General features: G+C 39.6%; 11 protein-coding genes. All 11 read left to right on the forward strand.

Features of this window, described 5'->3' with window-relative positions; translation table 11 throughout:
• Nucleotides 1–3 precede the first annotated feature (3 nt).
• On the forward strand, nt 4–993 hold the full coding sequence (locus HMJ29_RS11625; RefSeq protein ID WP_171591648.1) for a glycosyltransferase family 2 protein: 990 nt from the start codon (nt 4–6) through the stop codon (nt 991–993).
• Nucleotides 994–1,487: 494 nt separating this feature from the next.
• Entirely contained in the window at nt 1,488–2,447 is a 960-nt protein-coding gene (locus HMJ29_RS11630) for a glycosyltransferase family 2 protein (protein WP_171591649.1), read from the forward strand.
• Nucleotides 2,448–2,883: 436 nt separating this feature from the next.
• Nucleotides 2,884–3,888, forward strand: a complete 1,005-nt coding sequence (locus tag HMJ29_RS11635) for a glycosyltransferase family 2 protein (protein WP_171591650.1) — start codon at nt 2,884–2,886, stop codon at nt 3,886–3,888.
• A gap of 106 nt (nt 3,889–3,994) precedes the next feature.
• Entirely contained in the window at nt 3,995–5,713 is a 1,719-nt protein-coding gene (locus tag HMJ29_RS11640) for an ABC transporter ATP-binding protein (RefSeq protein ID WP_171591651.1), read from the forward strand.
• Between the two features lie 31 nt (nt 5,714–5,744).
• Nucleotides 5,745–6,650 (forward strand): glycosyltransferase family 2 protein, encoded by a 906-nt coding sequence (locus HMJ29_RS11645; RefSeq protein WP_171591652.1) that lies wholly within the window; start codon nt 5,745–5,747, stop codon nt 6,648–6,650.
• Nucleotides 6,651–6,667: 17 nt separating this feature from the next.
• The gene (locus HMJ29_RS11650) at nt 6,668–7,792 is read left to right on the forward strand and encodes a glycosyltransferase family 4 protein (RefSeq protein ID WP_171591653.1); all 1,125 of its coding nucleotides are present in this window, start codon (nt 6,668–6,670) and stop codon (nt 7,790–7,792) included.
• A gap of 13 nt (nt 7,793–7,805) precedes the next feature.
• Entirely contained in the window at nt 7,806–8,681 is an 876-nt protein-coding gene (locus tag HMJ29_RS11655; RefSeq protein WP_171591654.1) for a hypothetical protein, read from the forward strand.
• Between the two features lie 9 nt (nt 8,682–8,690).
• Nucleotides 8,691–9,494: a glycosyltransferase family 2 protein gene (locus tag HMJ29_RS11660; RefSeq protein ID WP_171591655.1), complete on the forward strand. Its 804-nt coding sequence runs from the start codon at nt 8,691–8,693 to the stop codon at nt 9,492–9,494.
• A 26-nt stretch (nt 9,495–9,520) separates the two neighbouring features.
• Entirely contained in the window at nt 9,521–10,294 is a 774-nt protein-coding gene (locus tag HMJ29_RS11665) for a hypothetical protein (protein WP_171591656.1), read from the forward strand.
• A 38-nt stretch (nt 10,295–10,332) separates the two neighbouring features.
• Entirely contained in the window at nt 10,333–11,247 is a 915-nt protein-coding gene (locus tag HMJ29_RS11670; protein ID WP_171591657.1) for a glycosyltransferase family 2 protein, read from the forward strand.
• A 74-nt stretch (nt 11,248–11,321) separates the two neighbouring features.
• The gene (asnB, locus tag HMJ29_RS11675) at nt 11,322–13,178 is read left to right on the forward strand and encodes an asparagine synthase (glutamine-hydrolyzing) (RefSeq protein WP_171591658.1); all 1,857 of its coding nucleotides are present in this window, start codon (nt 11,322–11,324) and stop codon (nt 13,176–13,178) included.
• Nucleotides 13,179–13,184: the final 6 nt, after the last annotated feature.

A 13,184-nucleotide genomic window follows, 5' to 3' on the forward strand; every position in this document is an offset into this window, starting at 1 on the left:
AAGGTGACGGTTATCATACCAAATTTTAATCACGCCAATTACTTGGTCCAGCGGATTGAAAGTGTGCTTCAGCAAACAGAGCGCGATATAGAGGTGCTATTGTTAGATGACTGCTCAACGGACAACAGTCGTGACATAATCGCCCGCTATGCTGCTCAAGATACCCGAATTCAGGTTGTACTGAATGAGCATAATAGTGGCAGTACCTTTAAACAATGGATTAAAGGCATAGGCCTAGCTAAGGGCGAGTATATCTGGATAGCTGAAAGCGACGACTATGCTGAGCCAAACCTTTTAGAGGTGTTACTATCAAAAATGGAGTCAGATAGCAGCGTTTGCTTGTCTTATTCCAGTTCTTGGGAAGTGGATGAGCAAAACAAGGTGCTATGCGGGCCTTATGCATTTTACGAGAGCTTAGGGCTGGAATTTTGGCAGCAAGATTTTATCCTTGATGGCACTGAAGTGATAGAACGTTTTATGTCCTATCGTAATGTTGTGCCTAATGCAAGTGCAGTATTACTACGTCGTAGCTGCATAGACGCTGTTGGTATGCCGAACAGCGATAGAAAGCTAGTTGGCGATTGGCAATACTGGATTCGAATTATGCAACAGGGTAACGTGGCCTACCATGCTGCACCCTTAAATTACTTTCGTCAGCATAGTAATAATGTAAGAAGCAATGTTTATGTTAATGGAGTTGTTCTGGAAGAAGAAGCGTATTTGCTAGCATACGTCGGGCGTATAGTTCCAATTGAAAAATCGCGCTTGCGTGATAAAGTATCCGAAATGAATAATAGGTGGTTCTATTCACTGTTATATTATAATCTCTCAAAATCAACCAATAAAAATATATACAAATATATGTGCGAAATGGATAAAGATTATAATAAGCATTTAACTGTTGATTTTGTTAAATTTCTATTCAAAAACAAATGTAGTGGCTTGCGCCAGATAATTGGTGATAAAGTAATTTATAAAATGATCAAGAAGTAATTATAATTGGGATTTAACTAATTTAATATGTAGTAAAAAATAAGATAATTAAAGATAGTTGTTGATTGATAGCTCACAATAACTCTACTGTATTGAACCGACACGTCTTCCTGGTTTGGAATAGAAATAACTTATTATATTTTTTAAACGTACACCTCAGTTACGCTAGCATCAATCTAATGTGGCCGGTTATAACTCGGTTAGCTTATGCACTATGCCGACTGAGTTAGAACTATAAGATGTATGACTTGTGAAGTAGCTGAATGCAATAAGTACTTCAGCTGCTTAGCTGTTCAGGACAAACTGCACGTTGAAAGTTTGTTGTATGTGAAAAGCGGGAAGTAGTTTAAGTAAAGGCAGCCATCTGTACGTGTCAGGCTTCTATTATAAATTGTAATGGCTGACTATTACCGTGTTGTACTTAGCAGGTAGCAGCACTGAGTAGCTGTTGGTATTACTTTTGCAAGCTAAAGCTCTCGTTTAAAAAAATAAAAATGCCCACGCTTAGTATTCTAATTCCTGCATATAACGCGGGTACTTATATCTCCGAAACAATCCGGTCGGTTATAAACCAGACCTTCGCCGATTGGGAACTCATAATAGTAGATGACCGCTCTACTGATAACACGTACGAGCAGGCGTGCATATGGGCCGCTAAGGACAGCCGGATCAAGGTATACCAGAACGCTACCAATCTTGGTATGCTTGAAAACTGGAACTATGGTATCAGCCTTTGTCACTCGCCTTACTTCGTTAAGCTGGATGCAGACGATATCTGGATGGATACCATACTTGCAAAATCGATGCGGGTGCTACAGGAAAACGAAAACGTAGGCTTGGTGTTCACTCGCTTTGTAAATATTACTACTACCGGTGAATTTATACCTGGATCAGACCAGCCCCTGCCTGATTTTGCCCGTGGCAAAGCGTTCAGCTGCCTCGATGTAGTTAAGCAAGGGCCTGATAAAATGCTGTCTTATCCAATTCTGCGACAAGGGCTTTCCGTAATGCGCCGGAGTGTATTTGATAAAGTAGGGTTATACCGGTACTTACTTACCAAAGCTACACAGGCTGCTACCGATTCGGAGTTCTATTTTCGGGTAGGAGCTCATTACGACATTTTCTGTATTGATGAGGTACTCTACCAATACAGAGTGCATAACAGCTCAATTAGTGCGTTAGATGCTTCCAGCTTTCTGCTAGATGTTAAGGTGTACGAAACCAAATACTGTATAATCTCCTACTACAAGGATCAAAACCTGCTTCCAGAGGCGCTTGCTGATACATTCTTAACGACCATCAAAAAGCAGCACGCTTTTTCGGCTTTTGCCATGATGCGTAAAAACAAACAGTGGGCGAGTGCTCTCAAAATAATTGGCAAGCAAGCTTTTCTATATCCAGGCTTCACCACCAACTTCTACATGAAGCGAGTACTAAACCGTTTGTCGCTGTAAAAGGTAGACGCAGTTTCAGTGAATCTGCGCCAAGGTGGTCTAACCTTGGTGCCTGCTTCTGTATTACTGGTCTTCACCTTACCAACTGATAGCTATTGTTCATTTTTAGCTTTAATGGTCTTTCTTCTTGACAGTTGGTAAGAGTAGTCAAGCCCCTTACATTTAACAGCTAGGAAATGAAGTCATACGGTTGGAGTGGTAACAGCTTCGCTGTATGAGGGTGTAGGCAATAGTATGTTACTATAGTATGGCAGAAATGAGCAGTCCCTTCATAATGTATGAAGGGACTGCTCATTTCTGCGCAAGCTACCCCTCATAGTGGCTTAGACTATAATGCTTACCTTTGCATGAAGGTGTTCTTGGTAACAGTTGTTTACCAGCCCATATAAGGGTCTGTAGAATTCCTATAATGTGAGCACAAGCCAAGCAGCAAGGTATGGAAAATAAAGAGCCTAGTGTGTCGGTAATTATTCCGAATTACAACCACGCTCGCCACTTACCTCAGCGAATAGAAAGCGTCATAAATCAGGACTATAAAGACATTGAGGTGATTATCCTCGATGATTGTTCACCTGATAATAGTCGTGATATTATCGATGCGTATGCGGCTACTGACGTAAGAATAAGAGTAGAGTATAACACCCAGAACAGCGGCAGTACCTTTAAGCAGTGGAATAAGGGGGTATCACTGGCCCGAGGTAAGTATATCTGGATTGCAGAAAGTGATGATTATGCAGATCCAACTTTCCTGTCTACTCTACTAAAGCCTCTTGAAGAAGATGTCAAAGTGGGTATTGCTTTCTGTACCTCATGGGAAGTTGATGAAAATAATAATCTGCACAGAGATAACCAAGCATTTTATGCAGACATCAATCCTGATTTCTGGAGTAAAGACTTTATCATTTCTGGAATAGAAATTGTGAAAAGCTATTTGGTTTATAGGAATATAATTCCGAACGCTAGTGCAGTAGTATTACGCAAACAAGTATTACTATCCATTCCGCCGGCCGATGAGACTATGAAAGTAATCGGCGATTGGTTGTATTGGGTGCAAGTATTAGCAGAGTGCAAATTGGCATTCGTGGCTAAGCCGTTAAACTATTTTCGTCAGCACACCAACAATGTGCGCAGCGGGGCTGTAACTAATGGTCAAGGGTTGAAAGAAGAGGCTCACTTACTGGGTTTGATGCAGCAATACACTCCATTGAATACTAGCTTTTATGAGCTAAGGATAAATAGTTTTATAGCTAGGTGGTTTTATGGATTGATTAACTATAATATTTCAAGTGGTTATAATAAGTATATATATAAGGAGCTTAAACGCACCCAGCCCAATTTCACCAAATATTTAGTTAAAGCCGGTTTATTATTCCTGTTTTCAAATAAAATGAGCGGCATTCGTCAGATAATTGGCGACGGTATTTTAAAGGAGCGTAAGTAATATGATTTTTTACTAAATAAAAGTAAAAAAATCTAACAACAATATGAAGTCGAACTCAGGGAACAGAGGTGTTGTACTAGACGCACTTAGTAGTGCATTAATGCACATGTCCGTCGCAGATAAAAGAAAAGCGGTAGGACAGTTTTTTCTTTTAATAATAGCTTCTTTGTTGGATGTTTTTGGATTGGCATCACTTATTCCAGTGATAATGGCTGCATCGCGTCCAGGCTCAATATTTGAGAATAAATATTCATCTTATGTATATCATGCATTAAGCTTTCAATCTGAGCGCAATTTCTTAGTGTTTCTTATTCTGGCTGTATTTGCTTTCTTCTTATTTAAGAATTTATTTACCGTTTTTGTTAATTATCAGCAAGTGAGATTTACTGCGCACTTGGCGCTTAATATTGTTACTCATCAAGTGAACAAACATAATAATATTCCTTTTTGGGAGTATATGCGGATAGGTTCTGGACATTTGATAAATGATACGGTGTCTGTTCCGCAAATTTATGTTAATAATATAATTAGGCAGCTATTTGCTTTCTTCTCTGAGTTGATAATAATACTGGTAATTGTTGGGGGCATATTGATTTATCAGCCTTCGCTATTTCTGATATTAGTTATAGTTTTAGTGCCATCGGCATTAATGACTTATCGTTTTTTGCGTGATAGATCCACTAGAATAGGAGATGAGATAAATGCAGTGCGTCCACAGTCATTCAATGTGCTCCATGATCTTTTCCATGGTTTTATTGAGTTGAGATTAGCAAATAAACAGGAAAAATTTAAAAACAAACTTCTGGTAAATGAGGCGAAAATACAGGAGCTGGAAGCTAAATCTAATTTATATAATCAGTTGCCTCTTAAAGTAATTGAGATGGTGGCTATACTGGCTGTTGTTACAATATTTTTATATTCGTTATTCTTTGCTGATTCTCCTGAAAATTTGGTAACAATAATAGGATTGTTTGCAGCCGCTGCTTATCGTTTGATGCCATCAGCAAATAGGTTGATTCTTTCTTTAGTGTCCTTTAAGCAATTTAAATTCACATACGAAACTATTAATAAATTCTCTGAATACTCAATCTATCAAGTTCCCAAGCAAATTGATGTTTCGTTTTCTGATATGATTGTTATTAACAACGTATCATTCTCTTTTCCTGAGAGCCCTGCTCCTGTTTTGCAGAATATATATATGCAGGTTAAAAAAGGAGAGAAAGTTGGGATTATTGGTGCCTCTGGATCGGGCAAGACTACTCTAATGAATATTTTACTCAGGTTCTATATAGAGCAAGAGGGTTTTATAAGTGTTGATGGGAAAAAATTGACAGAAGCTAATTTGCAATCGTGGTATAAGCAAATTGGATACGTGAAGCAGGATACTTTTTTGATGGAAGCTTCCATTCAGGACAACATAACGTTGAGCGATGACCAGGTAGACTATGATCGGTTGGAGTATGCTATTGAACAGGCCTCACTAACAGAGTTTATAAACTCGCTTGACGATGGCATTAAAACAAATATTGGGGAAAGAGGATCCCGGCTATCTGGTGGGCAGAGACAGCGCATAGGAATAGCAAGAGCATTGTACAAGAAGACAGAGCTTCTGGTTATGGACGAAGCAACCAGCGCTTTGGACAGTGAGACCGAGAGAGAGGTTAATGAAGCAATTAGCCGATTGTCTAGTACTGACATAACGATGTTTATCATTGCGCACAGAATCACCACGCTTAGAGATTGTACCCGGATATATGAGCTACGTGACGGCAAAGTAATTGCAGAGCATCAGTATGATGAATTAATACAAAAGCAATTGTCGTAAGTAATTACCAAGTAGCTTTAATTTCCTGCATATGACAGTTTCTGCGGTGGTTCCGACATATAATGGGGCCCATAAAATTTTAAATATACTTAGAGCCTTGGAGGGACAGGACTGGGCTCCTGATGAAGTGATAGTGGTCGTTGATGGATCAACAGATAATACGATCGATTTAATAAATAGAACCGAATTTAGCTTCAAAAAGCTCAAAGTAGTTGAGCAACTCAATAAGGGTAGAGCAGTAGTTCGCAACAGAGGATTTAAAGAAGCCAGTTCTGATTTGCTAGTTTTCTTTGACGATGATATGCGTCCTTTGCCGGACTGCATACGACGTCATGTCATTCACCATAGTAAAGTGCCGAATTCCATCGCGGTAGGAAATGTTATGGAAGATTATGAGGTGATGAAAACAGACTTTCAACGCTATAAGGCCTGGCTAAGCAGAAAGTGGATGTCTCAATTTACTTCAGAGGATACAACATTAATAAATTCAAAAAGGCCTTTTATTACAGCTGCAAATTTCTCTATAACTAAACTTCTGTTTGCTAAGCTAGATGGCTTTGATGAATTGTTAACGGATATTGAAGATTTCGATTTGGCTATGAGAGCTTCTGAAAACAATATACCTATCTATTTTTTATCAAATGCTTTAGCTTGGCACGATGAGCCAGTGAGTTGTAAAACATACATCAAGAGGTTACGTGAATATAAGCGCGCTCATAATAAACTTAAGGCGATAAAGCCAAGTTTATACATTAAATATTCTGAAAAAGATGAAATGAATAGGGCTTATAAAGATAAATTATTTAAGCTTTTTGCTCATGAATTCTGGATCAATATAATTGATGAGGGTACCTTAATAGCGAAACTCCCACAGAGTATGCGTTACAGGTTGTATGATGTTGTGACTACCGCAGCAGGGGTAAAGTTCATTAATTAAATTAATAACGTGCTTTAATGAAAAGCCCCATCAAAGTAACATATATAGTGTCAGGGATTGAAAAATCCCTGGCATTTGAGTGGATTGTAAAATACTCTGACAGTGAGCGAATAGAGCTTTCATTTATTTTACTTGATGATCACGATACAGCATTGGGATATTTTTTGCAGGAGAATCATATTAAATCAAAACGCATCTTCTATCGCGGAAAGCAAGATGTATTCTCTGCGATATACAAAGTTGCCAAACAATTGAGAGAATGGGGTAGCGACGTGGTTCATACACACTTGTTTGATGCAAACATAGTTGGTCTAATCGCTGCAAAAATATGTGGTATAAGTAAGAGAATTCTCACGCGTCATCACTCAACATTTCATCATGATTATTACCCAAGGGCGGTTTATTACGATAAATTCACTAACGCCTTAGCCACTAAAATAGTCGCAATTAGTGAGGTTGTGAAGAATGTACTTGTAGATAGAGAAGGGGTTAAAGAGGAAAAAATCTCTCTTATACATCACGGCTTCGATTTAAAAGCTATTGAGGATTTAAACCTTGACTCGGTTAACAGGGTCCGTAAGGATTATGATATTTTTACTAGCGGGCCTGTTATTGGAATCATAGCTAGGCAGACATTCCTGAAAGGCATACAATACGTAATTCCTGCTATTCAATCGCTGCGTAAGAAATATCCTGAATTAGTATTAGTATTAGCTAATGCACAAGGTGATTATCAAGCTGAAATCGAAAGATTGTTAATTTCGTCCTTGCCAATTTCTGCTTTTAGGCAAATAAAATTTGAAAAAGATTTATCCGCTTTATATGCTCAATTTGATATTTACGTTCATGTCCCAATAGACCCTTATTGTGAAGCCTTTGGACAGACATACGTTGAGGCATTAGCTGCACGAATTCCCTCTGTTTTTACTTTATCGGGTGTTGCAAACGAGTTTATTAGAAATGAATATAATGCATTAGTTGTTCCCTTTAAAGACTCTGGCAGTATTTCGAAAGCAATAGAACGCTTATTAGACGATAAAATTTTGCAAAAAAATATTACCGAAAACGGATATAAAGATGTAAATAGTTTATTTGGTATAAATAGCTTTATTATGAAGTTACAGGCTTTGTACCTAAACTAAATTCAAACTTAAAATGAGCGAATTAATTAAAGTTGGTTTTAATGTTGCTTACGATTGGGAGTTTCTCAAAACATCCTTGCCTATTGTATACAGTTCTGCAGATAAAATATGCTTGTCTATTGATAAAGATAGGATTGGATGGTCTGGTAAAAAATATGCTTTTAATGATGATGAATTCTATAAATTTGTTAAAGAACTAGATGTTGACGGTAAAATTGATATCTATGAAGATGACTTTCACATTACTCAATTAAGCCCGATCGATAATGATACAAGGCAACGCCGATTAATGTCAGAGCGAATGGGAGATGGAGGATGGTTCGTGCAACTTGACGCCGATGAGTATTTTATTGATTTTGAAGGGTTCGCCAAGCGGTTGCGTAATACAAAATATTCCTATCCGGTAAATATCAACTGTGCTTTGGTTATTTTATACAAAAGACTAGGTTCTGGTTTCTTAGTTATCGATAATGGTGGTTACAGTAAAGCTGAAAAATTTCCTGTAGCAACAAACGTTCCTGCATATAAGTATGCTAGGATTAGCGATTGGTTTAATATACAGTATCCGTTTTATATACTACACCAATCGTGGGCCAGATCTGAAGAAGAAATTCAGCAGAAAGTAAGCAACTGGGGTCATAAGTTGGATTTTGATACTAATGAATACACCAACTTCTGGAAGGGATTAGACCAAGAAAATTATAAAAATGTCAAAAATTTTCACCCAATACAGCCAGCGGTCTGGTCTAAGCTTGAATTGGTGCCTGCTCAAGGTCTGGAGTCTTTAGTTGAGTATTATAAGGAAAAAAAATTGGAAGTCCCTAATGCCTTCCAGCAATTTTTCATGAACTCACTTTGGATTTCAAGATTGAAGTCACTCTTAAAATAAGTATTAAAAATGGACTTGTCAATTGTAATAATAAATTATAATACTTATGAGCTGACGAAGCAATGTATTCAGTCGGTGTATAGGAGTACAGTGGGACTTGAATACGAAGTTGTGTTAGTTGATAATGCATCTATAGAGGTTGACCCTGATGTCTTTTTAATCAATTTTCCTCGTTTAAAATTGATTAAAAGCGAAGTTAATTTAGGTTTTGCTGGTGGCAATAATCTTGGAATTAGCGAATGTAAGGGTCGATTCATATTATTGTTAAACAGTGACACTATTGTCAAAGATGACTCTATTATAAAAGCATTTGCCTTTTTAAATCAAAGTCCTGAAATCGGAGTGGTTTCATCTAGATTAGTTTTTCCTGATGGAAGACATCAATCTGCTGCACAAAGATTTCCATCTATTAAATACACTCTTTTTGAATTATTGCGGTTGCAAAAAATTTTTTCAAAGGCGTATAGAGGTAGGTTTATGCTTGGGTCCTTCTTCGATAACAGACAAACAGTTGAGGTTGATTGGGTGTGGGGTACATTTTTTATGTTTAGGAAAGAAATTTTAGACAAGCTACCAGGAAATAGATTAAACGAGGACTTCTTTATGTATTGTGAAGATATGCAGTGGTGTTGGGATATTAAAAAGCTAGGATATAAAATTTATCTTTATGCTGAGGCAGAGGTTGTGCATATAATGGGTGGCAGTTCAGGAAATAAAACCGCAATGAACAATGGAAATAGGATTATATTTTTGAATAAGAATTATAGCGCCATTGAACGAATGATAATCACAGCACTAGAAAAGGTATTGTAACTTGCCTGAAATAAAATCTTCTAATAATGAGCAATAACCAAACATTAGGATCTGTGACATTTGAAACAAAGTGTTACGAAAAAGATTGGCGTTTTTTGCTTCGCGAGGGTTTGCTGCAAGAGATGGTAGAAAAATGTAATTTTAAATTTGATGAAAAAGTTTTAATGATTAATAATGTAAATGATTACATTAAAGTCTCTAAAGCTGCTGATATATTAATAGGTAAAGGTGTTATAGACAAGTTTTATATTGTTAAAGACTATGAAAAAGAGGTTTTGGATTATTTTGATCTTGCAAAAGATGATTTTAAAGGGGGATACTATTATTCAATAGCCGAGCTTACAAGTATTTACTTAAATTCATCGGATTATCTTTTGCATTTCTCAAGTGATGCAAGGGTTGTTACTCAAAATGATACTGTGAACTGGATTGAGAGGGGGCTTAAGCTTTTGGCTCATGATGAGAGCGTTATCACGGTTAACCCGGCATGGAATTATAAGTATGATGAAGCCAAATATGAATCTTTCTCTGAGGATGAAGATTGGTTTTATTCCTATGGTTTTTCTGATCAATGTTATCTTATTAGATTAAGCGACTTTAAAAAACATATTTACAAAGAATATCATGCAGATTCGGAAAAGTATCCTGCTTATGGAGGGGAGCTATTCGAAAAGAGAATATATTCTTATATGAAAAATAAAAATTTGATTCGAGCTACTAGTAAGCATGTATCATATATACATGAGAACTTCCCTAAGAATGCTTTTAGGAGATTTATTAAACTTCGTTTTGGAAGATGAAATATTAGGTTAATAATTGCCCTGTCTAAACAAGAAGAATGAAAGAGATTTGCTTTTTCTCAGTAGTAATTCCCTCGTATAATCGTGAATCGTTTATCCGTGCAACAGTTGAGTCAGTTGTATCGCAAACTTACTCTGATTTTGAGATTCTAATTGTTGATGATGGAAGCACTGACAAGACAGCAGATATCGTAGCTCCTTTTCTGATTGACACTCGAATAAAGTACTTCCCAAAGTGTAATGCTGAGCGGGGCGCTGCCCGTAATTATGGGATGGCCCGTGCCCGGGGTGAGTATGTTTTGTTTCTGGATTCTGATGATCGCTGGCTTCCAGATCACTTAGCTACCTTATACCAGGCTATACAGGAGCAGAAGCAGCCTAACTTTATTGCCTGTAAATTTCAGCTGGAGCGCGATGGTCAACTGACGCCGAGCGACCTAGCATCTCGGCCTGCCGGCTACTATGGGCTGGATATATTTCTACATGGCAATCCTTTGGCTTGTAATTTTGCGGTTCGCCGGGAAAATCCACAACTAATACTATTTGAGGAGGACCGCAAGTATGCATCTGTGGAAGACTGGATGTTTATGCTACAAAATATGGAGCATGATCACTTGTACTTGGTTGACGCCGCCACAGTTATAATGAATGACCATGATGATCGTTCGATGCGAGCCGACCACCGGACTATGTCTGATCGTTGGCTCAAGTTACCATCTTGGTTTGACGAACATCTACATCTGACCCAAGTGCAACGACAGCAACTGCTAGGGCATATTTACTACCTTTGTGCCATCCATGCCTATGCTGCCGATGCCCGTAATGAGGCATTACTGTATGCTTGGAAAGCATTGCCAGCGTTATCTGTTCGGCAGGCGGCCGTATTGGTTGCCCGTTGTATGATAGGCGTTGGAGGAGTGGGCTTACTGAAGAAGTTTGCTAAGCGTTCTTAGATTCTCGTACTGTCTACACTTGCCGGGGCCGCCTACTAGCGGCTCTTTTTCTTGTTACTATATTCTTTTCGCCTATGTGCGGTATTGCTGGTTTTTTGAATCTTACAACGGCCGCCCCTCTCACTGAAGAGATGCTTCGGAGCATGACCACGTGTCTGGCACACCGGGGACCTGATGCCGACGGGTTTTATTTTGACGGACAAATAGGCCTAGGCCACCGACGTCTAAGCATTCTTGACTTGTCCTCGGCGGCCAATCAGCCGATGTTCTCGCATAACGAGCGGTACGTCACGGTTTTCAACGGCGAGGTCTACAATTTTCAAGAGATTCGTGACCGCCTAGGCCTACACATGCGCACAACTTCCGATACAGAAGTTATACTGGAAGCTTTTGTGAAGTTGGGATCGAGCTTTGTGCAAGAGTTGAATGGTATGTTTGCTATTGCCATCTACGACAGGCAAACCAAGCAATTGGATGTGTTTCGGGATCGGCTGGGTAAAAAACCGGTTTACTACTATTTAGATGCTAACACTTTTGCCTTTGCCTCAGAGCTGAAATCATTAGTGAATCTGTCGCCTATAAGACAGCGCTTGACGGTAGATAAAGCAGCAGTAAACCAGTTCTTGTATCTTGGATACATTCCACGCCCACGTTCCATCTACAACGAAATCAAGAAGATGGATTCCGGAGCGCACATTCGTGTAAACGGGAGCCAGTTTAACGAAGAGCGCTATTGGAAATTAGAGGAGAAGGTTAGTGCCGAAGTACTGCGTGATGAGCAGGAAGCGAAGAAGCAGCTGCACGATCTTGTGCATAGCTCTGTACGATACAGAATGATTGCCGATGTGCCCTTCGGTACATTCCTCAGCGGTGGTATCGATTCTAGCTTGGTTACAGCCATAGCACAAGATGTGTCAGCAACACCAGTAAAGACCTTCTCAATTGGTTTCGATTCAGCTAAACATAATGAGTCAAACTTTGCAGCAGCGGTAGCTAAGCACGTTGGAACTGACCACCACAGTTTTACTGTGACTGAGCGTGAGGCTCGCGAGAGTATGGCAGAACTAGCTACTATCTATGATGAGCCTTATGCTGACTCTTCGGCCGTGCCAACGCTAATGGTCTCGAAGCTGGCCCGGCAACACGTCACTATGGCTTTATCGGGGGATGGAGGGGATGAACTGTTTCACGGCTACGGAATGTACACTTGGGCGAATCGTATGGCCCAGGGCAGCGTGAAGCTGCTGCGTCATCCGGCACGGCTTGTAATGCAGCAGATGAGCAACCGATACAAACGAGTAGCCGATCTGTTGAATTACCCCGCCCAAGAGCGGTTGCGAAGTCATATTTTCTCGCAGGAACAGTATCTGTTTTCGGAAAAGGAAATTGGAAACTTATTGCGGCCGGGCCTAAATGACTTGCCAGCACTACCGGAGCAGTGGCCTAGCCCGCGGCCGCTGACGCCTGCTGAGCAGCAAGCCATTTTTGACATGCAGTATTACCTGCAGGACGATCTATTGGTGAAAGTGGACCGTGCATCCATGCGTTATTCCCTGGAAACGAGGGGGCCGCTTCTGGATTATCGCATTGCAGAATTTGCGTTGAATTTGGATCCGGCGTTGAAGGTGAAAAACGGGGTCAGCAAGTATCTGCTCAAACAGGTGCTCTACGACTATGTGCCCGCTCACATATTTGATAGGCCGAAGTGGGGTTTTTCGATACCCTTGGGCACTTGGCTGAAAAAGGATCTGCACTATCTGATTGATGAGTATTTGAATCCGCAGGTATTGGAACAAGTAGGCTTCGTACGGCCAGAGGTAGTGCAAGGATTGGTGAAGCGATTTGAAGGGGGAGAAGACCACTTATACAACCGCGTTTGGCTGCTCATTGTGCTGCATCAATGGGCCACTACGCATCAAATGACAGCTTAACATATT

This window comes from Hymenobacter taeanensis (assembly GCF_013137895.1).
GTDB lineage: Bacteria > Bacteroidota > Bacteroidia > Cytophagales > Hymenobacteraceae > Hymenobacter > Hymenobacter taeanensis.

Coding starts and splice junctions, on each gene's coding strand:
- HMJ29_RS11630 (WP_171591649.1), top strand. CDS start 1,488: ATGCCCACGCTTAGTATTCTAATTCCTGCATATAACGCGGGTACTTAT.
- HMJ29_RS11635 (WP_171591650.1), top strand. CDS start 2,884: ATGGAAAATAAAGAGCCTAGTGTGTCGGTAATTATTCCGAATTACAAC.
- HMJ29_RS11640 (WP_171591651.1), top strand. CDS start 3,995: ATGTCCGTCGCAGATAAAAGAAAAGCGGTAGGACAGTTTTTTCTTTTA.
- HMJ29_RS11645 (WP_171591652.1), top strand. CDS start 5,745: ATGACAGTTTCTGCGGTGGTTCCGACATATAATGGGGCCCATAAAATT.
- HMJ29_RS11650 (WP_171591653.1), top strand. CDS start 6,668: ATGAAAAGCCCCATCAAAGTAACATATATAGTGTCAGGGATTGAAAAA.
- HMJ29_RS11655 (WP_171591654.1), top strand. CDS start 7,806: ATGAGCGAATTAATTAAAGTTGGTTTTAATGTTGCTTACGATTGGGAG.
- HMJ29_RS11660 (WP_171591655.1), top strand. CDS start 8,691: ATGGACTTGTCAATTGTAATAATAAATTATAATACTTATGAGCTGACG.
- HMJ29_RS11665 (WP_171591656.1), top strand. CDS start 9,521: ATGAGCAATAACCAAACATTAGGATCTGTGACATTTGAAACAAAGTGT.
- HMJ29_RS11670 (WP_171591657.1), top strand. CDS start 10,333: ATGAAAGAGATTTGCTTTTTCTCAGTAGTAATTCCCTCGTATAATCGT.
- asnB (WP_171591658.1), top strand. CDS start 11,322: ATGTGCGGTATTGCTGGTTTTTTGAATCTTACAACGGCCGCCCCTCTC.